We start from the raw sequence: 24614 nt of genomic DNA on the forward strand, positions 1-24614 counted from the left end.
ATTATTTATGAGATGAACCGCTTAAATTCCTCTTCAATATATTGACTAATTTCTTCGTCTTTCACTTCACGAAGCAACAAAGAAGTCAGTTCATTGCCGACATCAAATAGTTCGCTCTGCTGCAGATGCGCTGCTTCAATAATTCTTGTGTCGGTAATAGTTTTCAGATCGTCCACTGCGCGCCCGGCAGCTAACCGGTCCGCTATTATCTTATCTCTGGCCTGGATTGTCCTTTCGATGTCTGCTTGGATATCCATATCTCTGATCAATTCTTCTGAAACTACACCTGTCTTTAAAGATTCTCGCAGCTTATCCCTCAATTCCATGTCCAGCTTTGTTTTTTCAACCGCCATGTCCCTTGGAATAGTCAATGTGACCATATTGCGGTAGGTGATCTGATTAATGGGTGATTCTTGTGTTTCGGGCTCCAGTGTTTGCAGGACCAGGTTGATTCGGGCTCGGATATGCTCATGTTCAGAGAGTCGGACGCCTTCATCCGAACGGATCGCGCGACGTTGCTGGCTATATACTTTAGTATCACTGAATTGTGCCATTTTGTTTGCCGGATCATTTAACCTTTGGTACTGTTGCTCAAGCTCACCCAACTCTCTCTTGACCACCTGATCAAGTTCCCGTCGCGCCACCTCCTGCTTGGTCAGCACTTCATTCAGCGCAACTTGATGCTCAGGTCCTCGCCGTTCTTCATAAAGAACTTGTTGTAACGTCCATTGATCACGATTTATCTGCGCCTGTACGTGATCTCGATGATCCTTCAGTGTTTGAAGTTGTGCACGGAAATAACTGTCCAGTTGCTCTCGCTTCTGTTGTTGGCTTGCCTCCAGTTGCCGACGCTGTTTATTCAGCGTACGTTCAGCCTTAGGACTGGCCTGATTTGCTTGCTGTTGCAGCTCGGACATTGCTTGTTGTTGCCTGGCTTGGAGGTCAGCTACTGCTTTAGCCTGCTCCTGGAAAACAATTTGCTCAAGTTGCTGACGCTGCGCGAGCTGTTCGCGCTGGGTCTCTTGAAAGCGGTTGAGTGTTTCTTTCTCTGCTTTGCGATCTGCCTCACGCCCCACATTAGCCTCTGGCCGCTTATCAGCATGGTTTCTCTCTAATTTCTGTTGTTGGCGAGTGTGTTTCTCGTTTAACGCCTGTTCTTCTTTCGCGTGGTTGAGACGGGTTAGTTGCGTTTTTACCTCATTCTCGAGCTTCATGTTTTCCAACTGTTGCTTGGCCAGAACTTCCCTTAGCGCCTCCTGGTGCTCAACGCCCTGGCTTTTTTCGGCCAGAGTACGTTCTAATCCTTTTTGATCTTGTTGCATCTGCGTTTGCAATTGCTCGCGATGATCCTGAAGTGCCTGAAGCTGTGCCCGAATATGGCCATCCAGTTGCTCTCGCTCTTGTTGCTGCCGCGCCTCAAGTTGTTGGCGATCATTATCCAGCGCCCGACCGGCCTCTGGACGCTGTTGCAACTCAGATATTTCCTGTTGCTGCCTGGCCTGAAGATCAGCAACTGCTTTAGCCTGTTCCTGAAAAACACTTTGCTCGAGTTGTTGACGTTGCGCGAGTTGTTCACGCTGGGTCTCCTGAAAGCGATGGAGTGTTTCCTTTTCCGCATCGCGATCCATCTCACGAGTTGCATCAGCCTCATCAGCATGTTTTTTTGTCAGATCCTGGCCATGGTTATTATGCTGCTTTTTTTGCGCATCAATTTCTTCCGCATAAAACTTGACGGCGTGCTGTTGCTTCTCGTCAATTTTGTCTCGCATCTGGGCAAGTTCACGGCTTTGATCGCGGATTTGGCGCGCATCGACTTCGCGCCCTGCTTCTTGTTGTTCTGTTTTCGACGTCTCTTTTATCGGATCAGGGGAATATCGGGTGGTTCGGTCCAATGTATTTATTGCTTCTTTCTCTGACCCCTCCTGCACATTCTGTGGTTCATTAAGTGATTGAATTGATCGCAATTGGTCAAGTTGTGTTAATTGTGCTTTGATATTATTTTCGAGCTTCTCGTTTTCCAACTCTTGATTGGCCAACACTTCCTTCAACGCCTCTTGATGCTCAGCGTTGGGCCGTTCTTCATAAAGTGCATTTTGCATTCTTCCTTGATCTTTATCCATCTGCACTTGCAATTGCTCGCGATAATCCTGTAGTGCCTGAAGCTGTACTTGGATCTGTTTATCCAATTGCTCTCGCTCCTGTTGCTGTCGTGTCTCAAGCTGTTGGCGATCATTATCCAGCGTACGATCGGCACGAGGACTGGCCAGATTTGCACCCTGTTGCAGCTTAGAAATTTCATCCTGCTGTCTGGCCTGGAGATCAGCTACAGCTTTAGCTTGCTTCTGCAAAACACTTTGTTCTAGTTGCTGACGCTGTGTGAGCTGTTCACGCTGGGTCTCCTGAAAGCGATTGAGTGTTTCCTTCTCTGTTTTGCGATCTATCTCACGTGTTGCAGCAGCCTGTGGTCGCTCATCTGCCTGAACTTTCGCCAGCTCCTGGCGCTGGCGATCATGCTGCTCCTTTAGCGTCTGTTTTTCCTTCGCGTGAAAGTCGAGGGTGCGCTGTTTCCTTTCGTCAACCTTGTCAAGTAGTTGGGCAAGTTCCCGGCTTTGATCGCGTTTGTGGAGCGCACCAGCTTCACGGTTCGCTTGCTTTCCTGCAGTTTTCGAGGCATCAGTCGTCTGATTCTGATCCCCTTTATGTTGGCGTTTATGGTCGGACATCTATTCCTCCGATTGGGGCGGATTAAACTCCCCTGGTACATGAACGAACTGAGTGAATGACTTCCCCGTGGAGCCGTCGAGCGAACCAAGCACCACTGCATCGCCTTTCTGGAACAACTGGGTCAATACCGAGGTGGGCAGAGACTTTCGTTCCCTTAGCTCCTTTTGGGTGCTGGAACCCAAACCATCTTTACTGCGCGATGTCCCCTGCGACGTGAGATACCAATCGCTTTCCCCGGCAAGCTTGGTTGCTTCCTCGGCAGTTTCATTATCCACCAACCGCATGAAAATCTTGCCGCCAAAATTGCTAAACACAGATCGCCAGGCTTCCTTAAGAGAAGATGCCTGAAGTACATTAACCGATTGGGTGGCGAGCAACCCCATACAACCATTCTGTCGTGACTGCGAGAAAAAATCTCCATCTCCCATTGGCTGACCAGGCAATTCTGATGCTACCTGGCTATATTCGTCGCAAGCGATGATAAGGGGCCGCTTAAAGTTTTTGAGTTTGCGTGCGCGAACTCGTTCAAGCCTACTCAATACAGAACGCTGAAATAGACACTTGATTAGAGTGCAGAGCGTCTTCGCTAGCGCTGGTTCGGAGGGCGACAAGCTGACAAGGACAATCTTGCCCTCGTCTATGATTCGATCATAGAAATTTGATCTCCTTTTGGCGAGTTCCTTGCTCTGCACGAGTGAATAGCAACTGTAGCGCGACCGTTGGAACGCACTATATGCACGCGTGATGATGGCTTCGATGGTGGCAATGTTTTCATTTTCTTGGCGAAAGAAATTCTCAATCTGGTTAATAGCTCGCTCGGCATCGTAACGTTCATCCTCTGATGACAGATTTTCAAGATTCTTTCGCTGCCGGCGCGCGATATGTTGGATGCGTCGTTCCGGTTTATCCGAGGTTAGTGTATTATCTAACTCTACTATGAGAAGAGCATCCAATAATTGTTTCAGGGTAACGACTTCATGACCCAAACTCAGCAGTGAGCAAGCAGCCCCGAAAAGGTTGCCCCATGCCAGCAGCCAGTAAGGATCGGAAGTGCTAACCCCGGCGCTTTGGGCGGCAAGAACCAACTGATTCCCGAGTTCGTACGGATCTAGAGCAGAGTTGATGACATTCTCGGCTTCTTTGCGCTGTATGAGTTCGTCAGTGTTTAGGACAACCAGATCGTCTTCGCGCCCTGCCATTTTAACTATCTCGCGCACGTCATCAATGAGTGCCGCCTTGGGATCGAGGATGAGGCCACCATATTTTAGGTCTTGGTTGTCTTTATTTAGAGCGAGAATCTGCCGCAGAAGGTAAAGAAGCAGGTGCGTCTTACCAGAGCCAGGAGCGCCAAAGATGCCATAAGAAGCGCAGAGCCCATCATTTTTTATCCAAATGTTTTCGTTAATATTTGTGAGGGAATGCACGAGCCGTTGCATCGGCAACTCGCCAGGACGCGAGAGGCGCTGAGAGTAATCGACAGTAGGCATTCCTTGCGGACGCCCAACATCAAAAAATGATGCTTTTGCGGATGGGCGTTCTGCTGCCTGCACCAGTTCCATTTCCTGGCCGACGTGAATACTGCCTTTGACTTTAATCTTTTTGTCGATCTGTGTATCACTCATGTATTTATCTCCTTTATTTGGGAGCACTCTTGGGCTCGAAAAGCGGGCACTGACCTGTCGGATTCATGCGCGCGCATAGCGCGTAAATTTGCATGATTTCACCGGTAACGGGATTCATCGTCGCACGACCGCTCTCCGCGAGTTCATCTAGCGCAGCCGTGTCATCAGCTTTAGCGCGTCGAATAAGTTCTTGTCCACGCTTGACGCTTTCCTTTGCTAATTGGCGTACATGTTCCGGCTCCCCATCCTTGAGCGCATTGGCGATCACGTCTTGCAATTGTGCGTCGTATGGCGTGTAAGCCGCGCACCAGGCGTAATGATAAGGCTCATAATTAAACGGTTGGCCAGCATCCAATCGCTGCATCTCAATTTGGCGACGCTCCTGATCTTGCTGCTCCCACTCAAGTTTCGATTTCAGCACACCAGGTGCTTGTAAGTCAGATTGGCTGAAGAGTTGCGCCTTGGGGCGCATTCGCTGGTGCTGGCACTTGCTGCATATAGCGATAGAGATATTTTCATTTTTTTTAGTCATGATTCACCTAAAAGGTCAACCACTTTGCGAAAATGCGCTTTCCTTCGCGACGCAGAAGTAAAGGTAGGAGACGACCATCCTTTGTATCTGCTTGGATCCATTGGCTTTCTGGAAAATCACTTAATACAAATACTCTACGCATATATACATCCTCCCCCTCCCACCAGTATACCATACCACCGCCTAGCGAAGGGTCATCCTGAGTAAACATTAGCGTAATATCTTTTGTGATAAATGGTTGATAATCTTGCAAGTGCTGCAATTCAAACGGCCGACGAGAATTTAGTGCTGCGCTCACACCTATGGCTATCCCAAAACCAGCCAAAAAAAAGTAAAGCCATATCATTCGCTTGTTGATATGAAAATTATAGCCCAACAAGTTTGCGATGGCAGCTATAATGCTTTTTGAATCGTCATTAGACATATTTCCTCCGATAAAATGTAATTATCTACTTTGATAATAAATCTGCTACAAGAATACCGAAGTTAAATCCGCTTAAAAACATCCAAAACCGCCCCCAGTATTTGTTTTCAATGTTAAAATAAAGCCAAAAGCAACAAATCGCACCTATCGCAACCATCAAGTATACAATGACACTAAACATATTTCCTCCGCAAACGTTTAATAGATTCAAGTTCCGTTTTGCTTGTAAGCAATTGCTATTTTGTTTGTTTTGTCGAATTCCGGCTTACGCCTGGTCATATCCGCTGGATATCGTATGAAAGAATGATGCAATAAAGTTGTATTGAATCTAGCGACAATTAACCTCCTATTCCAGCCACTCTCCGAACATGCGAAGCCCTACGCGGCGCAGGGCCAAAGGCAGGCGATGGCCGTCCCGCGTAGTTGCTTGAAGCCACTGGCCTTCGGGAAAGTCAGCATACGTCAGTTGCACAGTCATACTTCTATCACTCCCGTACATCACGTAACCACCTACTAATGGGTGAGGCTGCAAAGTCACCCAAACGTCACTATTAGGGTGCCGATAAATATTAGGGTTCATAGGATCCTGCAAAAGAGGCAGTAACTCAAAGTTTCGAACCGTTACTGGCGGCCCTCCCACTGACTCCAGATTTTTGTTGAAAGGCATGGTAAACCTCCTTAAATTTTGGCATTCATGATCTTAAAATTGGGTGGACGACCACTCGGCTGTCCGAACAAACTTTAGATAGCCAACGTGTAAGCTTGGACTTCAACACACCGAGCACGGTTCGTCTTGCCTTCAGTTCTATAGACAAAAAAAGCCCAAGTAACTCCCACAACTTTCTGAAAACGTTACGATAAGTGTAATAGTAAACGCGATCTATCCCTTAAAGCGCCGAAGTATTCTTGATTGCCCTCTTACCATTGTCGTACCAGCGCCACATCTTCTGCTCTCTCATCGGTTGTTTGAATTACAATTGAAGAGTGAAAAAGTTGGGAAAAGTGAAACTTTTCAACGCCGAAACGACCCCGCCATCTCCCTGAACACCTGAAGATAAGCCTCGCGCTTTTCACTGCCCACCATCCCCAACATGATGTAATAGTTCTGATCTTCAAACAACATCATCTGATAGATTACCGTTGGCTGTTTTGATTTTGCGCTCATCCCTTTCGCGATGATTTCATAGCCGCTCAGGCTATCAATCAAAACTTTGACCGGTTGTTCGATTTCGATATCGGCGACGGAGTCATTCTGCAGCAGGCTCAGCTTGGCCAGGCTTTCAGGGTCTTCGACATTGACTTTTGAAATCGATTGGCCGATGATAAAGAGGGGAACATCTTCGCCTTCAGTCGGCATGATACCGCCTTTGGTGTAGATGAGCATGTTGGCCATGCGTTTTGCCAGCTTCATCTCCCCTTTTTCGCTGAGCGTGAAGCTCAAGCCTTCGGTGGGGGAAACGGATTTCTCACTGTCCCAGGTGACGGTCAACAGGCTGGTGCGCAGCTTCTCGGAGCGATCACTCTCGTGCTGCTTCGGGAAGGTGGCCATAACCATCACCGTCTCATTTGCATTGCCAAACGCCAAAATCCATTTGAGAAACTCTTTCCCAGCAGCGACTTGCCAGATTTGCAGCAACAAAGCGGTTCGGCCATCGACGGTAATTTCCTCCTTTGTCTGAAGCGTCATGCCCTTTTTCGCCAATTCGGCAGGCACCGAAAAACCGGCAGACACTTCCGCGAAAGGGCCGGGGATTTCAGTGACCATGATCGAAGCGCCGGTTGATTCCTGCTGATAACCCGGAAACTGAGCAGACAGTGTGAACTCCGCCGGCGGTGTGAGGCTCACTCTGGTTCCGGCCACGAGCGTGCTTTGCTGTGGCGTTTCTTGAGCGGGAGAGAAGCCCGGACTGGTGAGCAGTATAATTGAAAGGAAGCTGCAAAAGAATTTCATTTCATCTGTGCCGTTGATCCAATCTGTTCGAGTATAAAACCGCGCCAGTTCCGGCAACGCGCAGCATTGACGCAACTGGCACGCGATTCACTAACGCAGTTTTTAATCGTCGTCATCATCGCGATCATGCTTTTTGAGCTTGATCTTTCCGCGCAGCGAGAACTCGCCTTTGTTCGTTGCCAAGCTGGCCGTTCCCGTAAACTCTGCGCTGCCGCTGGCGCCCTTGAACTTGCCGGTTCCACCCGTAAAGACGTACTCGCCGGAAAATGTGACATTGCCTTGTGCATCCGGAGCGCCGCTGATGCCGCTATGCGTGGCATACAGCTTGTCTCTCTTGGACATGGTGAATACATCCGTGCCCGTCAACTCCGGCGGCGTTTTGGTGAAGTCGACAGTTTGTTCGCTGGAAACCGTGCTCTTGCCCAGTTGCGAAAGCCTGCCAACGCCTTCAAATGGCGTCGAAACGACCACGGGTATGGCGCCCGCCGTACCGCAATCGACCGGTGTGCCGCTGCCATCGACACAGACAAGCGGAATGAACTGAAAGGTTGTTTCAAAGCTTCCCTTGATTGAAACCTGTTTTTTCCCTTTCTTTTCCAGGGATGCGGCATTCTCAAGGGAACCGTTTTGTGGCTGCGCCTCGAATGGGCTTTCGTTGGAACAACCCACCATGACAAGCAGCGCCAACATCAGGAAAAGTGTAAAGCATTTCATGGATGTCCTCCATTTCGTTGAATGATAAAAGTTATACATCATTTGTTTGTTACAAGGAAGTCAAAGATGGTGCCAGGAAAAGCCTCCGCAACAAGCTCGCGGTTATGTAACGATGAACGTGGAAGTTAGAGCAAATAAGCAGGAAGGAAGGGGCAGATTTGACGTGGCGATAAATTCGCAGAAATTTTCAGGGCGGGCAGATCAACATTGTTCTTAAAGCAATTGGATTCGTAGAAATTTTTAGCGCGGAGAGTTAAATCTAAAAATTTTTGCGGAATGCAATACGATGAAGGCAAAACCATTAAAGGGCAAAACTATTCTTTCAATTTCTTTAATCGTTTTGCCCAAAATAGTTTTGCCCTTTGCTTTTTGCCTTTTACTCTGCTGCCGGCCTCGCAATCCCCAACTTCGTCATGCGATAGCGCAGCTTCTGCTCGGATATTTTCAACGCCCGCGCGGCTTTGGATTGGTTCCAATCGTGATCGGCCAAAGTCTGCTGGATGATCTGCCTTTCAAAATCTTGCATGCGGTGGTTGAGTGAAGGATTGGCGCTTGATCCGGCGCCGCTGGTTTTCGATCTCCGGAACTCTTGTTGAATATCCGCCGGCAAGATATCGTGGCTCACCGTCTGCTCGTCCGCAGGAACAAGCGTCACCAGGCGCTCGATAAAATTCTCCAGCTCGCGAATGTTGCCCAGCCAGGAACGCTGCCGCATGAAATCCAGCAGCCGGGCGTGGAACGAGGCGGCGTGCTTCTTTTGCTCGGCGGCAAACTTGACCAGGAAATGGTTGGCGAGCAAAGGGATGTCTTCTTTACGATCTGCCAATGCGGGCACGTAAATCGGATAAACGTGCAGCCGATAAAACAAATCGCTACGAAATTTTCCCTTCTCCACCAAATCGCGCACGGACATGCTGGAGGCGGAGATGATGCGCGCGTTGACTTTGCGCGCCACGTTGCTTCCCACCGGGCGCACTTCGCCCTCCTGCAAAACGCGCATGAATTTCGATTGCATGTCCGAGGACAGATTCTCGATTTCGTCAATGAACAGCGTGCCGCCGGCAGCTTGTTCGATCAAGCCTTTGCGCTCGCGGTCGGCGCCGGTGAATGCGCCTTTGACATGGCCGAACAGCTCACTTTCCACCAAGTTGGCCGGAATCGCGCCGCAGTCCACTGCCACAAACGGCCCGTCGGTGCGGTTGCTGAACCGATGAATGGCGCGGGCGATCAGCTCCTTGCCGGTGCCGCTTTGGCCTTCCAATAACACGCGCACGTCGCAGCGGGCCGCGGCTTCAATGGCCGCCAGCAATTGAATGAAAGTTGAGGATTTTCCAATCAAGCCCGCCCCGGCATATTTGCTGAGCAAACTGGCTTCGGGCATCGGCGCGGCAAAATACGCTTGCAGCTTTTGCACATTGCGCAGAAAAGGCGCGGCGATGGCGGCAAGCTTTTTCAAGCAGGCAAGATCATCTTCACTGAAGGTATTGCTCTTCTCCTGATTCATGAGCAGAAGCGTGCCGATGATGACGCCTTCACCCATAAAAGGCACGCACAAAACCGCATGCACCGGAATATCCGCAAAAAATTTGGCGCCGAATCTTTTGTCCTGCTGCAGGTCCGGACTCAGCAGCGCTTGCTGATGTTTGGTCACCCAGCCGGTGACTTGCGTGTGGACGAAATGAAAATCCGGATTATTCACTTCCTGGCCGGCTTTGATCACGGTCTTGACGGTCTGTCGCGTGAGCGGGTTGATCATCATGATCAACGCCATCTCGGCGCACAATAAGCTCGCGGCTTTGTTCGCCACGACGCGCAGGATTTCGTGAAAGTCATTCTCTTGTCCGAGAATTTCTGCGACTTCGACGAGGACGGAAAGGCGCTGGTTTTCGCGTGCGAATGAATCTTGATTTTCGTTGAGTAGCATCGTCTCTGCAATGGTTATTTTTTTGAAGATCCGCATCCGTTTTATCTTCCAAACAAAAGCTCAGAGAGTAGCGCGCTGGTGTATTGCCCCAAGCAGAGTAACGCCATGGTCTCTGCCCCGTGCGCCCTCTTCTCATTACTATTTTTTCAAACCTAATTTTCGCAACAGAGCGATAAACCGCGGATCCGAACGCAGTGGGTCCCACGACGGATCATGTCTGAGAGCAATTACCGCGTCGGAGCGCTCTTCATCATAAGCTTTATTCAGCCATTCGAAGGCCTGGTCATGCTCTCCGAGAGCCATGTAAATTAGCGCGGTTCTCGTCAGCGAGATAAATTTGTGCTTTGAAATCTCGATTAATTCATGGAGTATCTTCTCCGCTTCGTCTTTCCTTCCCGCCCGCGCCAACGCAAAGCCGAGCAATCCCATTCGTTCCGTGCTTGAAGAAATGGCGATTGATGCTCTCATTTCGGCAATGGCTTCCTGGAAAAGCGATTTTTGCACATAAACCTGCGCCAGGAGATCATGCGCCACGGCATTGCGCGGATTCCTTTCGAGGACCTTGCTGGTTTGCTCCAGTGCTTGATCGTAGTTGCGAGCGAGGTAATACAAATGGCCTACCACGAGATTTACCGGCTGTGAAAACGGGTCGAGCGGCAGGCCGCGTCTCGCTTCTGCAAGAGCCACTTCTGGCGACGCAATGCTCACTAAATTCAGGGCTCGCCATTGGTAGGCAGGCGCATAGTTGGGGTTTAGAGCAATGGCGCGCTGGAAATCTTTCTCCGCCCCCAACCAATCCCGATCAAAAAGCGATTTGATACTGCCCAACGAGGCGTACACCTCGGCGAGAGTGGAGTCTCTCGCCAAGGCCTGTGATAGTATTGCTTTTGCTTTGGGGTAAGCGTCCTGCGGAGCCGAAAAAAAATAGCCTCCAAGCCTTATGTAACAATCCGCCAAGCCCACATACGCCAGCGCATAGCTCGAATCTCTATCGATGGCTTGCTGAAACGACTCAAGGCCTTTTAGCATGCCTTCAGCGCTCCTTGTATCCCAGTAATAGCGTCCTTTCAAATAAAGCTCGTACGCCTCGACATCTTGGGTGTGCTGCCTCCGCAAGCGCTCATTCTCAGCAGCGGTTAGCTTAAGCTGCAAATGCCGAATGATTGAGTTTGCAATCTCGTCTTGAACTGATAGAATGTCCTTCAATTCGCTATCATATTGGTTTCCCCAAATGTGGCGATTGTCTTTCGTATCAATAAGCTCCACGGTGACGAAAAGCGCCGCGCCGCGCTGGCGAAAACTACCCGTGAGTATCGCCTCCACACCAAGTTGATTTCCAACCACTATTGGATCGATCACCTGGTTCTTGTAATGCAAAACAGAGCTGCGGGCAATCACTCGCTTCAGACTGCGCAAACGGGAAAGCTTATTGGTGATGCTCTCGGCCATGCCGTCGCTGAGCAACTCCATATCCGGATCGCCCTTCACATGTTGGAAAGGCATCACGGCGATGGATTCGATAGCGCCGCTGTTTTGATAAACGAAGTAAATTCCGAATACGACGAATAAACCCAAGAGAGCCGCCAGTCCCCTGTACATCATGACGCGAGTTTTCTTCGAGAAACGCCGTCGAACTAGCGGCGTAATGATTCTTCGTTTTTTGAGGGCATTGCCATCTGTTCGAAGTGCACGCAATTCCGCCAGCATTTCATCTACGCGCTGGTAGCGTTCGTCTCTATTTTTTGCCAAAGCGGTACTCACAACATGTTCCAATTCCGTTGTCGCCTCGGGACGCAGAGACAATATCGACTCCGGCTCTTCATTCCAAATCGAATACATCACCGCTGCTTCGTATTCGCCTTTGAAGGGCAACTGGCCGGTGATCATTTCATAGAGCACGACCCCAAGCGCCCAAATGTCCGTGCGATGATCAACGCCTCTTCCACGCGTTTGCTCCGGCGACATGTACGCGACAGTGCCCAAAGTTCCGCCGGTTTTGGTGAGTTGCATCCCGCCGCTGATCTTTGCCAGCCCGAAATCCATGATCTTCACTTGGCCGGATTCCGTGACCATAAGGTTGCCGGATTTGATGTCGCGGTGAATGATCCCTTTGGTATGCGCGGCTTTCAGGCCTTCGGCAATTTGGATGGCGAGGTCGATAACACTGTTTACTGATAACTGTTCACTGGTTACTATTTTCCGCAATTCCTGGCCTTCAATGAATTCCATCACGATAAACATCTGGCCATCGACTTCCTCGATAGCATAAATCGTCGCGATATTGGGATGATTCAACGCCGCTGCGGCCTTCGCCTCCACCTTGAAGCGTTGGCGTTCATCATCGTTGGCAGCGATGTGATGCGGAAGAGACTTGATCGCAACCAGGCGTTCGAGCTTCGTGTCCTCGGCTTTGTAGACGATGCCCATGCCGCCTTCGCCGAGCTTGGCGAGGATTTTGTAGTGGGAAATGGTATGGCCGATCATGGTCTTTCCATCTTTTTTAGTGCGGTACTTGAATCTTAAGAAAAAGTTCTCTACTTTTAAATCAACGCATAGGAGCAAAAATGAAATTCAATCGTATCACGGTTCGCTACGATCAAATGGGTGGCGTACCTTGCATTCGCGGTCTGCGCATACCTGTTGCAACCGTTGTTGGTATGGTCGCCAACCGTATGGTCGAGGATGAAATTTTAGCCGCCTTACCAGATCTTGAACCGGAAGACATCCATGAAGCGTTGTTATTTGCCGCACAAGCCGTGCGCGAACGCCAAATACCAGTGATGGAGATGGCGTGAGATTTCTTGTCGATAATGCCGTGTCTCCAGTTGTTGCGCATGGCTTGACCGCAAACGGGCATGATGCCGTACATGTTCGCGATCTCGGAATGGCAGCGTCACCCGATCCGCCAATTTTTGAGTTGGCTGCGCAGCAAGACCGGATTCTGATTTCCGGAGACACCGACTTTGGCGCGCTTTTGGCTTTTCGAGAATCACCCAAACCCTCTTTTATTTTATTTCGACAAACTGATAAGCGTCCAACCTCTCAATTAAAACTCTTGCTTGCCCATCTTCCTCAGTTGGATGATGATCTTTCAACTGGATGCGTGGTTGTGTTCGATGACGCACGAATCCGAATTCGCGCCCTGCCCATTATAAAATCCTGAAATCCATGCGTTGCGGTCCAAGCCGCTGCGGCCTTCGCCTCAACCTTTAATAAAAAAATGATTACCTTTACTCATAACCACTACACCGCGGCCACGCGTCTCGCATAATCTCTCACCGAACAAAGCTGCACCGGAAGCCTCCGCAGCGTTTCCCGCATATCGATGGCATCGCCTTTTGCCATACCCAGCATCAAAGCGGCAAAAGATTCTTGCAGCGGATCAGTACTCGCCTGTTTTTGCGCCCACAAAGCTTCTTCGGGCACCTTTTCGATTTCAAATTTGCGGCCGATCAACTCTTCAAAGACGGCGATGACTTCCAAATGGCTCAGCGCTTCCGGTCCGCCAAGCTCGATCGTGGCATTTTTAGCTTTGGAGTGATCCAAAGCAAACGCGGCAAATTGCGCCGCGTCGGGAAAAGAAATAAAACTGATCTTGCCTTCACCCGAGCCAAACACTCTGGCCTTGGCATTGGGGAAATCAAATCCCACCGCGGGACTCAGCCAGATTTCCATGAAAGCTGCCGGCCGCAAAATGGTGAAGCCAAGCCCGCTCTGCTTGAGGTGTTCTTCAACTGCTCTCTTGGCGCGCGTCAGAGGGCAGTCGATATCGAGATTGCTGGAAAGCGAGACAAAAATAAAATGGCCAACACCGGCTGCGCTTGCGGCATCGATGAGATTCTTTTGGCCTTCCAGGTCAACGGTTTGTATGCTATCTCCGGCTTGTCGAGAAAGGACGGAATTGGCGGATGAGATCACCGCGCGAACACCCTGGCAAGCCCGGTCCAACGAAGCACGATCTTTGAGGTCGCCCGAAACCAATTCCACGCCCAGCGTTTTGAGATTTTCAACTTTGGCTTTATCGGCAGTAGGTCGCACCAGCGCGCGAACGGGTTTGTTCGCAGCGCGCAATTTGCGGCAAATCTCTCCACCTAAAAGCCCGGTTGCTCCGACGATCAAGTTCATGGGTTTGTCTCCTTATACATGTTAATCTGTTACAATTTCAATCGTTTTTAAGAAAGCAAAGACTTTATGACCACCAAGACTCCAAGACACAAAGAAAAAAACTTGGTGTCTTCGTGTCTTGGTGGTGATATTTACTTGCGGCCTGTCCGCATCGGGAACAAGAAAGAATTACTCACGGCAGCGGCTTTCGCTTCATTAAAGTTTGAACAATTTTCCTGAACGGCGCGTCATCTCGAAGCGTGCGGAAGCTTTCGCCCGCCTCCAGAAAAGGCAGATCGCTCCAACCGCACTGCACGGCCTTTCGCAAAGCATCGAGCGCCTCTTTGTGATGCTGGGCCAAAGCATGATAGCTCGCGATGTCATACCATGCTTGGGCTTCACAGACTTCCGTCATCCAACTGAAATCGAATCCCTGCTTGTTCTGGAAAAGTGGCAAAGCCTCTTCAAATTGCTGTTTCGCCTCGCGGCTCATTTCAAGCTGATGAAAAGCTTTTGCCAACCCCACGCGTGCTTTCACAAGAATGTAACCGGCGCCGAGGGCCTTGGGGTGTTTTGTGATATGCTCACAGGCGCGTCTGTATTCAACCAAGGCATCGCCATAAAGACCACGGCCAAAATGGATATTCCCCAAACCGCAATAGGTCAAAGCCATCAGCGTCTCTCGATATACATGATCGGACTTTTCGAGTCGCTGCAGCGAGCGCTGATACCAATCCCAGGCAATGTCAAGCTGATTTTGGCGAAAATAGAGATTGCCCAGCAAAGTCAACGCTCCGATAAATTTTATACCCTCAAATTTTTCAGATTCTTCGATGGCCACCGCCTTCTCCAAATACTCTCGCGCCTCCGGATATTGGCCATGGAACATATAAATCCAGCCAAGAATCATGTGCGGCGGTTGATAATACGGCTGCAGCTCGATATTTCTCTTTAAATGCCGAATCGCCTCGAGATAAGATTTGGTTTTGTAAGCCATGGCAGCCTGAACAGTATATGCCGCGCCCAGAAAATAATGCGCCATGGGATTGTCCGGCTCCAATTTAATCGCACGCCGTCCAATCTGGATGGCCTCCTCGAAACGCTGCTGGCGCGTGTAGGCATAGCACAGCCAGGGATAGGGTTCGCCAAAGTCAGGGTCGAGCTGCAGCGCCTTTTGCAGGTAGGATATGCCAATGTCCAAATCGCGCGAGTCGGTTTGGGCGATGAATTTGAAGATATAAATCCTGCCTAAACCGGAATAAGGCAAGGCATATTTGTCATCAAGCTCAATGGCTTTTTCGTAAAATTTTTCCGCCTGCTCGAAACCGGCTTTACCGAATTGATTGAACAGTTGGCGGCCCTTGGCGTAATATTCATAAGCCTCAACCGCCATGGCCTCAGGCTTCTCGATCTTTCTAATCTCCGAGCTTGAGATTTTAAGCTGCAAGGCCTCCATCAGGCTGAGGATGAGCTGATCTTGCAGTTTGAAAATTTCCTCCATCGTGCCATCGGCCTTCACCGAGCCAACCACTTCACCGGAGGCTATTTCCGTGAAATGCGCCGTGAGACGAATCGCATTGCCGGCTTTTTGATAGCCGCCCGAGATCATCCAGCGCACGCCCAAAGCCTTGCCGATGGCAATGGATTGTTGCTCGGCTGGCATCTTCCCCGCATGCTTTGCCAATACATTCAAAACTTTCTCACGGTTCACCACTTTGAGCGCCGAAATCTTTTTAAGATCGACGGTCACCGTCTCGGCGATGCCTCCGGACAACCAATCAATCGTGGCATCTCCGGCAATATTGGTAAAGTCGATGACCGCAATGGAATTTTCCTCTGTTTCTGCTCGAGGGGCGCGGCCGGGCACGGTGGCGATTCCGATTCCCGCTTTCAAATTTTCCAAGTCGCTGAGAAAGTCGATCACGGCGGCATAGCGCTGGTTTGCATCTTTGGCCAGCGCTTTACGAATCACCTCGTCAAAATCCGAGGAAAGGTCGGCTCGCAAACCGGTCACCGGCTCCGGCTCTTCATTGAAAATGGAATAAATCACCGCCTGTTCGTACTCACCTCGAAACGGCAGCCGGGCGGTGAGCATTTCGTAAATAACAACTCCCAACGCCCAAATATCCGTGCGATGATCCACATTTTCCCCACGGCTCTGTTCGGGCGACATATACGCCACCGTGCCGACCGTCGTGCCGATTTTAGTGAGCCGCGTTTGCCCGCTGAGCTTGGCAAGGCCAAAATCCAAAATCTTTGCCACGCTGTCGTTGGTGATCATCACATTCGCCGGCTTGATGTCACGATGAATGATTCCGTGCTCGTGGGCCTTGGCCAATCCCTGCGCAATTTGAATAGCGATCTCAATTGCATCGGCTACTTGCAACTTGCCACTTGCTACTTTCTTCTGCAGCGTCTCGCCCTCGTAATAGGCCATGGCAATGAACATCCGCCCCTCTTCATCTTCGTCAATTTCGTAGATGGTGCAGAGGTTGGGATGATCAAGCGCCGAAGCCGCCTGCGCTTCGTTGACAAAGCGCTCTTTGGCCTCTTCGTCGAGGGTCAAATCCGGAGGGAGAAATTTGAGGGCGACGAGACGCTTGAGCTTGGTGTCTTCGGCTTTGTAGATAACACCCATGCCGCCCTGGCCCAATTTCTCAAGAAGCCTGTAATGAGAAATGGTTTTGCCGATCATTTCTTAGGATTTCGGATTGATTGGTGAATAGTGTTTTCTCAAATGCCCTTTCGCGAATATTTTCTTCATTTATGCGCAGCTCTAAATGCGCGCAAGATGACGGTTCGTTTCTTTGCGACGCATTCCGGCGTAAGCATTTTTGTGGCAACGCGGCAAAATCATCCCATTGTTTACAGACCGGTGCAATTTCAGAACAAACGGGAACACTGCGGCCGGCAAACAAGAGAGTGTGAGAAGCCCTCATACTTCAAATACAACCCGGATTTCAAGAAGTTGTCACATGAGAGGATCAGATCAAAAATATCACATGGGAGAGGGAGAATCGATGATGGCACCCAAGCAGTCAAATGAGGCGTTTGTGCTCGTTCAAGCCGCGCTCCTTGTGCTCCCAAAGAATCACATAGAATGACAGGTCAAGTCGTATTTCAAAAACAACTCAGGTTCTGATATCGCTAATCACGCGCAAAGATGTGGAGCCATCATGCTTTCAGGCAGGCAGGAAAACAGCAAGCAAAAAGCTTTACTGTTTATAACCCATCAAATCTTTAACTTTGAAATCTATCAAAATTTTGCAGGAAGTCAACATCAAAAACTTCGTTCCAGAAATGCCCCCGATACTCATTTTGACACCTGTTTCTGCAAATATTCTCATCAGAGTGTTGTTGAAGCTGGAAAATTTACTGCCGCGCTTGCTTCCGAACCTAAACTTTATGCGGCTAAATGCCGTGCGGGCGAGACGCGAACGGCGGTATCTGCGTGTACAGATAGCCGTTACATCGTTGTTTGATCACAATCTGAAGACGCGCTTCTGACTACTGTAAATCCTGGCTGTCATGATTGCATTTGCGGCATTTTTTGAGAGGTCAAACTAACAAAACGCTCAGCATTCATGGCCAAGACAAAAGGCTTGCGCATTCACTATTCGTTTTCATCAAAATAATGCGACAACATCTCGAACATCATCATAAGGCAAACATCGCATGAAGGAAAAACTGAAAATAGGCGTCGTCGGGCTTGGTAAAATGGGCGGCATTCGCGCCAAGACGGTGCGGGAGAATGACAACACCATCCTGGTATCTGGCACCGATCCGCATCCACCGGTAAAGGGATTCGAAGACATGCAAATTCTTCCGAACTACGAGGCGGTGATCAACTCGGGCGTTGATGCGGTATTCGTGTGCACCCCCAACCGTTTCATTCCCGAGGTGGTGATCGCTGCGTTGGACGCCGGCAAGCATGTGTTTTGTGAGAAACCGCCGGGCCGCAGCATGGCGGACATTGAGCGAATCATCGAAGCCGAAAAACGCAATCCCGGTTTGGTGTTGAAAGTGGGATTCAATCACCGCTATCACTTCGGCATCATGGAGGCCAAGAAGATCGTTGCCAGCGGCAAATACGGCAGGATTCTTTGGATGCGCGGGGTTTATGGCAAAGCGCAAGGCTCCGGCAACGCCAATGAATGGCGGCTCGATCCGGCGTTGGCCGGCGGCGGCATTTTGTTCGATCAGGGCATTCACATGCTGGATTTGTTTCGCCACTTTTGCGGCGAATTTTCGGAAATCAAGAGCATGTGTACCACGGCCTATTGGGACTTCCCTTTTGAGGACAATGCCTTTGCTTTGCTGCGCAATGACGAGGGCCGCATCGCGATGCTGCACAGCTCGTTCACGCAATGGAAGCACCGTTTTACCCTTGAAATCTTCATGGAAGATGGTTATGTCATTGTCGACGGCATGCCCTCCTCCAGCCGCAGCTATCGCGACGAGTGGATTATTCAAGGCCGCAAGCACCAGGGTTACGCCATCGGCAATCCGCCGGAAGAGGCAACGTTCTGCAACACCGATCCCTCCTGGCAACTGGAGCTGGAAGAATTTGTCAAATGCATTCGCACCGGCGAGCCGGTGCGCTACGGCACTTCGAGAGATGCCTATGAAACCATGCGCCTGGTCTTCGGAATTTACGAGGCGGATGAGATCTTCAAACAAAAACAAGCAGTCAAACAGTAAGGCAAGTAGAAAGAATTTGCATGAAGAACAACACGCCGATCGCGGTAACCTCCCGTTCTTTTTCACAACATCCTATTTTGCGCGCCGAATTGTTGCAACGTTACTCCAATGTTCGCTTTAATGACGAAGGCTTGTCGTTGCACGGCAACGAGCTGATTGCATTCGCGCAAGGCCGCCGCAAATTGATCACAGCGCTGGAGCGGATCGACGAATCCATACTCGCGGCTTTGCCGGAGCTGGAAGTCATCAGCAAATACGGCGTGGGCACCGACATGCTGGACAAGCAGGCCATGGCGCGGCGAGGAATCCGCTTGGGTTGGACCGGCGGCGTCAACAAACGCTCGGTAGCCGAGTTGGCGATCGCTTTTATGATTGCGCTTTTACGCCATGTTCCGCTCACCAACCAAGAAATCCGCGACGGCATTTGGAAAAATCGCCAGGGCAAACAACTCACCGGGAGAACAGTTGGCATCATCGGATGCGGCCATGTCGGCAAGGATTTGACGCTGCTTTTGCGCGCATTCAACTGCCAGGTGTTGGCGCATGATATTTTAGACTTCCCGGAATTTTATGCCGCAAACCAGGTTGAACCGGTGGGTTTGGAAGAATTGTTGCGCCGCTCTGAAATTGTGACGCTGCATGTGCCGCTGGACGGCAGCACGCGCAATATGCTCTCCGCCGAACGATTGGCATTGATGAAACCGGAAGCTGTTTTGATCAATACCGCGCGCGGCGGCATCGTCGATGAAACGGCATTGAAGCAAATGCTCATCGAAGGCCAGCTAGCTGCCGCGGGTTTTGATGTCTTCGCCACGGAACCTCCCTCAGATTTGGAGTTGTTGCGCTTGCCCAATTTTCTGGCCACGCCGCACCTCGGCGGCAGCTCTGCTGAGGCCGTATTAGCCATGGGTCGCGCTGCGATTGCCGGGCTGGATGAGAATGAGATACCAATCGCCGATTAATCAGGCTCGAATAGTACCGCAACGTTAAGTTCGAGGCTTTGCCAAACTTTTTCGCCCCGTCATTTGAAGGAATCCTGTGAAGCGATGAGCTAGACAGCGCTTTTTGCAGTTTTCTCCATACTGCACAAGATTCTTACAGAATGACATTCCAGGCGTGCGCAAACTCTGTTGGATTACCTCATAATTTTGAAGAGAAAAAGATTGCGACCTTTGATATTTCACTTTCACCGTTTATATTTGACAAATTTTCGTTTTAATACTGATTTATCCAGCAAAGGAATTTGTGATGCGAAAAAACACGATCAAAGAAATCTGGGCGAGCGGTGGCGCGGTGCTCAACGGATGGTGTTCGATCCCCAGCTCATTTTCCGCCGAGATTATGGCTCATCAGGGTTTCGATTCGATTACCATCGACATGCAGCACGGACTCGTCGATTATCAAGTGGCAACCACCATGCTGCAAGCCATCTCCACCACGGCCGTCATTCCGCTGACGCGCGTGCCGTGGAACGATCCCGGTTTTTTGATGAAAGTTCTCGACGCCGGCTCGTATGGCGTCATCTGCCCGATGATCAACACGCCCGAGGATGCGCAAGCATTGGTGCGCGCATGCAAATATCCGCCTACGGGTTTTCGCAGCTTCGGGCCGATCCGGGCAAAATATTATGGCGGAGGAAGCACGCACGGCGGCGGCGATTATCACCATTTTGCGAATGATGAAACGTTGGTCATTCCGCAGATCGAAACGCGCGAGGCCATCAAAAATCTCGACGCCATTCTCGAGGTTCCGGGCATCAGCGCAATCTACATCGGGCCGTCTGATCTGGCCATGGCATTGGGCAGCGAGCCGCGCAAAGGCCAAAGCGATCCCGCCGTGGTTGAAGCGCGACAACTGATCCTTGCCGCCGCAAAGCGTCACGGCATACCGGCCGGTATTCACACCAACTCGACCGACGTGGCGGTCAAAATGATCAAAGAGGGCTTTCAGCTTACTTCACTCCAAAGCGACGATCGTTTTCTCATGGCCCGGGCACAGGAAGAAGTGACGGCGGTGAGAAAAGGCATTGCGAGCGCGAATTGAAAGGACAATCATGACGTTTCCAGTTCAAAAATTTTCCGATGCCGGCAGCTATGCCGAGGAATACTTTGCCCGAACACGCGAGGCCGCGGCAACCGTTAATCTAAAAAAACTCGCTCAAGCAGCAGCGATTCTAACGAAGGTTTACTCTAACGGTGGCATGGTTTACTCCTGTGGCAACGGCGGGTCGGCGGCCATTGCGAATCATTTGGTGTGTGATCACTGCAAGCTGGTGCGCACGGATACGACACTTACACCGCGCATTGTTTCACTCAGTTCGACGATTGAGATGATTACCGCCATCGGGAATGATATTTCCTATGACGAAATTTTTGCTTATCAGCTTCGCACGCTCGCGAAGCCGGGTGATGCGTTGATCACGATCAGCTCTTCCGGCGATTCCGAGAATATTGTGCGCGCTGCGCAGTGGGCAAAAGACAACGGCATCCTGGTGATTTCCATGACGGGCTTCTCCGGCGGCAGGTCTGCTAAAATTGCCGATGTCAATCTGCATGTCGAGGCGGGCAATTACGGGATCATCGAAGATGTGCACCAATCGCTGATGCACATCCTGGCGCAATACATTCGACAGGCGCATATGGAAGAAGAGCTGATCAAACAAAGAAAGTTTTAAATGCTTTGAAATCGAATCGCTGCAAAAAGCTTTGCCCACAAAAATAGAAATCCCACAGACAAAAGCTGTTTCTGTGGGATTTCATTTAAGTGGGCGAAGATCATTTAGGCTTGTTGTTATTGGGGTGTACTGTCACCTTAATTTGCAAAACTTCACTTCGTTTCCGGATTCCACAAAGCCTCGCGATTCAACTTCTCGCCCTTCAAAACGGCAAGAACATTTTTTGCAGATTCAATGCCCATATTCTTCACGGAATTGTCAGACATTCCCGCCACATGCGTTGTAAAGATGACATTCTCCAGCGTGAAAAGCGGATGACTCGCCGGAGGCGGCTCTTCTTCGAACACATCCAAAGCCGCGCCGGCAATCCGACCTTCTTGCAACGCCTGCACTAAATCGTTTTCATTCACCAGGCCGCCACGCGCCGTGTTGATGATATAAACGTCTTTCTTCATCGAGGCAATCGTTTGTTTATTGATCATCCCTTTGGTTTCCGGCGTGAGCGGACAATGCAAGCTGATAATGTCTGCCCGAGACAATAGATCCGCCGCATGCTTCACTTTTGCAATATGGGCGGGCAGCGATTCTTCAGTGTTCGAGGGGTGATACACCAGCACGTTTATTTTGAACGGAGCAACCAATTCAGCGAACCGCCGGCCGATTTTGCCAAACCCGATAATGCCCAGCGTTTTTTCGAAAAGCTCCAGGCCGTCATACTTCTTCTTGTCAAAAACGCCGCTGCGAATACGTTTATCCTCCTGAGAAATACGGCGTGCAAGCGAGAGCAGCAATGCAAGCGTGTGCTCCGCTGCGGATTCGAAATTGGCAAACGGCGTAAACATCACGGGAATGCCGCGCTGGGCGGCATTTACACAATCAATATTATCCATGCCGACGCCGTGTTTGCAGATCACCTTCAGTTGCGGCGCCGCGTTCTGCACTTCAGCCGTGATCTTTCCTTGCCGTACAATGAGGCCGTCCGGATTAAAGTCCTTGAGTTTCCGGACAAGATCGGCCGGTGTGTCCTTGGGATCACCGGTTTCGACGACACACTGTTCCCGAATGAGCAATTGCCGCGCTTGCTCGGCAATGCCGGAACCTGTAACAAAAATGCGGTAACTCATCACCAATCTCCTAGGCTGCTCCTAAATGTGAAAACCGGCCCAACGCATTTGTCTGCGGCGGCGCACACAATCGTGGAACTCCGGCTATATACCAGTATCATGAAATGATGCTGAGAAATATATTTCACAATCATCGCTTTTGCCGAAACGAGCGCTCGATAACAAACCGAAAACACATACATTCTTGACGCCTTGGGCGTATGTCCGGTTGGCAGTTTGGCTTTATCGATATCCGGAAGCTTGCAGATGAAAAAGCTCGGCGTAGCGGCCGTTCCGGGCAAGTAACTCTTCGTGTGTGCCCAGTTCCAGCATTTCGCCATTGCCCAGCACCAGGATGCGGTCCGCCATGCGCACGGTCGAAAACCGGTGTGAAATCAGCACGGCCGACTTGCCCCTGGTCAGATCGGCGAAGCGTTGAAAAACTTCGTACTCGGCGCGGGCGTCGAGTGAGGCCGTGGGTTCATCCAAAATCAACAACTGCGCCTCGCGCATGTAGGCACGCGCCAGCGCCATTTTCTGCCATTCCCCGCCGGAAAGCTCCACGCCAGTTTCGAAACGCTTTCCCACGATTTGAGCATACCCGTTCGGTAATTTTTCAATGACGGTATTCGCGAGGCTGCGTGCCGCGGCGCGTTCGATACGCGGCGTGTCATTCAGCGCCTCGATGCGTCCAATGGCGATGTTTTCCGCCGCAGTGAAATGATAATGCACGAAATCTTGAAAAATGACGCCAATATCGTAGCGCAGTTCTTCCAAAGAATACTCACGCAAATCGTAGCCATCTAGCAGAATGCGGCCTTCGGTGGGATCGTAAAGCCGTGCGAATAATTTTGCCAAAGTCGTTTTGCCTGCGCCATTTTCGCCCACAAGCGCGAGCTTCTCCCCCGCTGGCAAGGTGAAGGAGAGATGGCGGTTTGCCCAGCGCTCGGAGTTGGGATACTTGAAGCCGACATTTTCGAACGTAAACCCGCGCCGAATCGGCCGCGGAAAGGTTCGCGTGCGCGGCGCAGAAACAATGCGCGGCCGGAGGGCAAAAAAATCGAAAAGATCGCGGAGATAGAGAGCGCCTTCCGCAACGTTTGAAAAGCGTTGAATCAGATTTTGCAGCAACCCGCGCAACCGGGAAAACGATCCCGCCAAGAAAGTCATGTCACCCAGCGACAACTGGCCGCTGACCGTGCGCAGGATGATCACGACGTACGCGGCATAATATCCGATGCTCGCAATCATGGCGAGCACCGTGCCCCAACTTGCCCGTCGTATTGACAAAGCGCGATTCGCGCGATAATAACGGTCCGCCAAGTCCCGATAGCGCTCCGTCAAGAACGCCGACAAGCCGAAGATCTTAACTTCCTTTGCCGTTTCATCACTCGCGCCAGTATAGCGCAAATAATCAAGCTGGCGGCGTTCCGGCGTCCAATTATACATCAGCGAATAACTGCGTGCATTGAAATGCGACTCGCCGAGCAGCGAGGGAATAAGCGTCACCATCAGCAATAAAATCAGCCAGGGATTGAATGCCACCAGCCCAATGGATAAAAACATCATGGTTATCACATCTTGCACTTGTTCGAGCACTTGCGCCATGAGCGTCATGCGCCCGGAGGTTTGGCGGCGCGCGCGCTCAAGCTTGTCATAAAAACTGGCATCTTCGAAATAATCCAAATCGAGAGCCGCAGCATGGCGCATTAAGCGCACGGAGATTTGATTCGAAAACAGATCTCCGAGCATGCTATCCACCAGCGCCAAAGCGCGATTCAAAATATCCGAAAAGAAGATAATGCCGAACTCGGTGGCCACGAGTTGCCAGAGATAGGTCAAGTCACGCGGGGCGGCAAGCTGGGTCAAAAGCACGACTTCATCGATGATCAACTTGCCGACATATAGCGTTGCCAGCGGCACCGCGGCGCGCACGATGCGCAACAACAGGCTCGCGCTCGTCAATGCCGGGCTTGTTTGCCAGATGAGCTGAAAAAGCTGCGGCAAATTACCAAGCGCTTTAAAGCGTTCGCGGAAACTAACCGGTAATTCGTTGCGTGAAGGGGGAGGTTGAAGCTTGTCACGAAACGCGCGAAGCGAGGACCAAATCGACATGAATATCCTTATGGCAATCTACCCAA

The 24614-nt window shown here is 50.6% G+C and carries 19 protein-coding genes; 7 read left to right on the top strand and 12 right to left on the bottom strand.

Translation table 11 applies throughout. The annotated features are described in order from the left end of the window. Positions 1-5 precede the first annotated feature (5 nt). The 8 genes from FBQ85_00245 to FBQ85_00280 all read right to left on the bottom strand — a co-directional run bounded on the left by FBQ85_00245 (position 6) and on the right by FBQ85_00280 (position 12375). Entirely contained in the window at positions 6-2723 is a 2718-nt protein-coding gene (locus FBQ85_00245) for a hypothetical protein (GenBank protein ID MDL1873592.1), read from the bottom strand. Further along, positions 2724-4346, bottom strand: coding sequence for a hypothetical protein (locus FBQ85_00250; GenBank protein MDL1873593.1), 1623 nt, complete (start codon positions 4344-4346; stop codon positions 2724-2726). It abuts the gene before it with no gap. 13 nt (positions 4347-4359) lie between these two features. After that, on the bottom strand, positions 4360-4878 hold the full coding sequence (locus FBQ85_00255; GenBank protein MDL1873594.1) for a hypothetical protein: 519 nt from the start codon (positions 4876-4878) through the stop codon (positions 4360-4362). A 7-nt stretch (positions 4879-4885) separates the two neighbouring features. Next, positions 4886-5302: a hypothetical protein gene (locus FBQ85_00260; protein ID MDL1873595.1), complete on the bottom strand. Its 417-nt coding sequence runs from the start codon at positions 5300-5302 to the stop codon at positions 4886-4888. A gap of 1012 nt (positions 5303-6314) precedes the next feature. After that, positions 6315-7163: a hypothetical protein gene (locus tag FBQ85_00265; GenBank protein ID MDL1873596.1), complete on the bottom strand. Its 849-nt coding sequence runs from the start codon at positions 7161-7163 to the stop codon at positions 6315-6317. A 192-nt stretch (positions 7164-7355) separates the two neighbouring features. After that, positions 7356-7967, bottom strand: a complete 612-nt coding sequence (locus FBQ85_00270; protein MDL1873597.1) for a hypothetical protein — start codon at positions 7965-7967, stop codon at positions 7356-7358. 376 nt (positions 7968-8343) lie between these two features. Beyond that, a complete protein-coding gene (locus tag FBQ85_00275) occupies positions 8344-9927 on the bottom strand; it encodes a sigma-54-dependent Fis family transcriptional regulator (GenBank protein MDL1873598.1) in 1584 nt (527 codons plus the stop codon). 102 nt (positions 9928-10029) lie between these two features. After that, positions 10030-12375, bottom strand: coding sequence for a tetratricopeptide repeat protein (locus FBQ85_00280; GenBank protein ID MDL1873599.1), 2346 nt, complete (start codon positions 12373-12375; stop codon positions 10030-10032). Between the two features lie 80 nt (positions 12376-12455). On the opposite strand from FBQ85_00280, the gene FBQ85_00285 reads away from it, so the two are divergent. Further along, a complete protein-coding gene (locus FBQ85_00285) occupies positions 12456-12686 on the top strand; it encodes a DUF433 domain-containing protein (GenBank protein MDL1873600.1) in 231 nt (76 codons plus the stop codon). Beyond that, positions 12683-13054 carry a hypothetical protein gene (locus FBQ85_00290; GenBank protein ID MDL1873601.1) on the top strand — a complete coding sequence of 124 codons (372 nt, stop codon included), beginning with the start codon at positions 12683-12685 and terminating at the stop codon, positions 13052-13054. Before FBQ85_00285 ends, FBQ85_00290 begins: the two co-directional genes overlap by 4 nt. 80 nt (positions 13055-13134) lie before the next feature. Here the strand turns inward: FBQ85_00290 and FBQ85_00295 are convergent, their stop codons facing one another. Further along, complete coding sequence (locus FBQ85_00295) at positions 13135-14016, bottom strand: SDR family oxidoreductase (GenBank protein MDL1873602.1); 882 nt, start codon at positions 14014-14016, stop codon at positions 13135-13137. Between the two features lie 172 nt (positions 14017-14188). Continuing rightward, positions 14189-16690 (bottom strand): tetratricopeptide repeat protein, encoded by a 2502-nt coding sequence (locus tag FBQ85_00300; GenBank protein ID MDL1873603.1) that lies wholly within the window; start codon positions 16688-16690, stop codon positions 14189-14191. A gap of 481 nt (positions 16691-17171) precedes the next feature. Between FBQ85_00300 and FBQ85_00305 the strand changes: the two genes are divergently transcribed. The 5 genes from FBQ85_00305 to FBQ85_00325 all read left to right on the top strand — a co-directional run bounded on the left by FBQ85_00305 (position 17172) and on the right by FBQ85_00325 (position 21370). After that, positions 17172-17477, top strand: coding sequence for a hypothetical protein (locus tag FBQ85_00305; protein ID MDL1873604.1), 306 nt, complete (start codon positions 17172-17174; stop codon positions 17475-17477). 193 nt (positions 17478-17670) lie between these two features. Further along, a complete protein-coding gene (locus FBQ85_00310) occupies positions 17671-18696 on the top strand; it encodes a Gfo/Idh/MocA family oxidoreductase (GenBank protein ID MDL1873605.1) in 1026 nt (341 codons plus the stop codon). Between the two features lie 20 nt (positions 18697-18716). Further along, the gene (locus tag FBQ85_00315; GenBank protein MDL1873606.1) at positions 18717-19658 is read left to right on the top strand and encodes a phosphoglycerate dehydrogenase; all 942 of its coding nucleotides are present in this window, start codon (positions 18717-18719) and stop codon (positions 19656-19658) included. Positions 19659-19944: 286 nt separating this feature from the next. Beyond that, a complete protein-coding gene (locus tag FBQ85_00320) occupies positions 19945-20739 on the top strand; it encodes a 2,4-dihydroxyhept-2-ene-1,7-dioic acid aldolase (protein MDL1873607.1) in 795 nt (264 codons plus the stop codon). Positions 20740-20749: 10 nt separating this feature from the next. Then, on the top strand, positions 20750-21370 hold the full coding sequence (locus FBQ85_00325; GenBank protein MDL1873608.1) for an SIS domain-containing protein: 621 nt from the start codon (positions 20750-20752) through the stop codon (positions 21368-21370). Between the two features lie 152 nt (positions 21371-21522). Here the strand turns inward: FBQ85_00325 and FBQ85_00330 are convergent, their stop codons facing one another. Together FBQ85_00330 and FBQ85_00335 are read right to left on the bottom strand one after the other, a co-directional pair. Beyond that, on the bottom strand, positions 21523-22494 hold the full coding sequence (locus FBQ85_00330; GenBank protein ID MDL1873609.1) for a hydroxyacid dehydrogenase: 972 nt from the start codon (positions 22492-22494) through the stop codon (positions 21523-21525). Positions 22495-22716: 222 nt separating this feature from the next. Next, positions 22717-24588, bottom strand: coding sequence for an ABC transporter ATP-binding protein (locus FBQ85_00335; GenBank protein MDL1873610.1), 1872 nt, complete (start codon positions 24586-24588; stop codon positions 22717-22719). Positions 24589-24614 lie beyond the last annotated feature (26 nt).

Source organism: Cytophagia bacterium CHB2 (genome assembly GCA_030263535.1).
Taxonomy (GTDB): Bacteria; Zhuqueibacterota; Zhuqueibacteria; order Zhuqueibacterales; family Zhuqueibacteraceae; genus Coneutiohabitans.

Coding starts and splice junctions, on each gene's coding strand:
- FBQ85_00270 (MDL1873597.1), bottom strand. CDS start 7,967: ATGAAATGCTTTACACTTTTCCTGATGTTGGCGCTGCTTGTCATGGTG.
- FBQ85_00330 (MDL1873609.1), bottom strand. CDS start 22,494: ATGAGTTACCGCATTTTTGTTACAGGTTCCGGCATTGCCGAGCAAGCG.
- FBQ85_00305 (MDL1873604.1), top strand. CDS start 17,172: ATGCTTTCAGGCAGGCAGGAAAACAGCAAGCAAAAAGCTTTACTGTTT.
- FBQ85_00320 (MDL1873607.1), top strand. CDS start 19,945: ATGCGAAAAAACACGATCAAAGAAATCTGGGCGAGCGGTGGCGCGGTG.
- FBQ85_00310 (MDL1873605.1), top strand. CDS start 17,671: ATGAAGGAAAAACTGAAAATAGGCGTCGTCGGGCTTGGTAAAATGGGC.
- FBQ85_00300 (MDL1873603.1), bottom strand. CDS start 16,690: ATGATCGGCAAAACCATTTCTCATTACAGGCTTCTTGAGAAATTGGGC.
- FBQ85_00280 (MDL1873599.1), bottom strand. CDS start 12,375: ATGATCGGCCATACCATTTCCCACTACAAAATCCTCGCCAAGCTCGGC.
- FBQ85_00250 (MDL1873593.1), bottom strand. CDS start 4,346: ATGAGTGATACACAGATCGACAAAAAGATTAAAGTCAAAGGCAGTATT.
- FBQ85_00255 (MDL1873594.1), bottom strand. CDS start 4,878: ATGACTAAAAAAAATGAAAATATCTCTATCGCTATATGCAGCAAGTGC.
- FBQ85_00285 (MDL1873600.1), top strand. CDS start 12,456: ATGAAATTCAATCGTATCACGGTTCGCTACGATCAAATGGGTGGCGTA.
- FBQ85_00325 (MDL1873608.1), top strand. CDS start 20,750: ATGACGTTTCCAGTTCAAAAATTTTCCGATGCCGGCAGCTATGCCGAG.
- FBQ85_00260 (MDL1873595.1), bottom strand. CDS start 5,302: ATGTCTAATGACGATTCAAAAAGCATTATAGCTGCCATCGCAAACTTG.
- FBQ85_00335 (MDL1873610.1), bottom strand. CDS start 24,588: ATGTCGATTTGGTCCTCGCTTCGCGCGTTTCGTGACAAGCTTCAACCT.
- FBQ85_00245 (MDL1873592.1), bottom strand. CDS start 2,723: ATGTCCGACCATAAACGCCAACATAAAGGGGATCAGAATCAGACGACT.
- FBQ85_00275 (MDL1873598.1), bottom strand. CDS start 9,927: ATGCGGATCTTCAAAAAAATAACCATTGCAGAGACGATGCTACTCAAC.
- FBQ85_00295 (MDL1873602.1), bottom strand. CDS start 14,016: ATGAACTTGATCGTCGGAGCAACCGGGCTTTTAGGTGGAGAGATTTGC.
- FBQ85_00315 (MDL1873606.1), top strand. CDS start 18,717: ATGAAGAACAACACGCCGATCGCGGTAACCTCCCGTTCTTTTTCACAA.